The organism is Pollutimonas rozaliensis (assembly GCF_048751585.1).
Lineage (GTDB): Bacteria > Pseudomonadota > Gammaproteobacteria > Burkholderiales > Burkholderiaceae_B.
In genome coordinates, this window is record NZ_JAZHOB010000092.1 from 1 (window position 1) to 276 (window position 276).

Here is a 276-nt window from a genome sequence, read left to right on the forward strand (position 1 = left end):
GGTTGAACCATTTGGTTGTGCAAAGTTAGAGTCACATTGACCTCTCCTGCACCACGCTTGTCAGTTTTAAAGGGCGAGGTACCTAACGCTTTAATCCCTAAATCCATTTGTGACATCGCTACAACATCGCGGATGGCACCATTAATGATCACGCCTTCCCAACCGTTTTCAATTGCCATGATCGCAACTTGATCGCCCATTAAGGCTTTTTGGCAAGAACCATTACCATCAACAACCAAAACTTTACCTTTACCTGGTTGACTGAGAATCTCTTTG

Annotated in this window: 1 protein-coding gene; it reads right to left on the reverse strand. The window is 44.2% G+C overall.

The window, feature by feature from the left end; translation table 11 throughout:
* On the reverse strand, positions 1–276 hold a 276-nt coding region (locus V0R37_RS22110), incomplete at both ends, for an RraA family protein (RefSeq protein WP_489685816.1).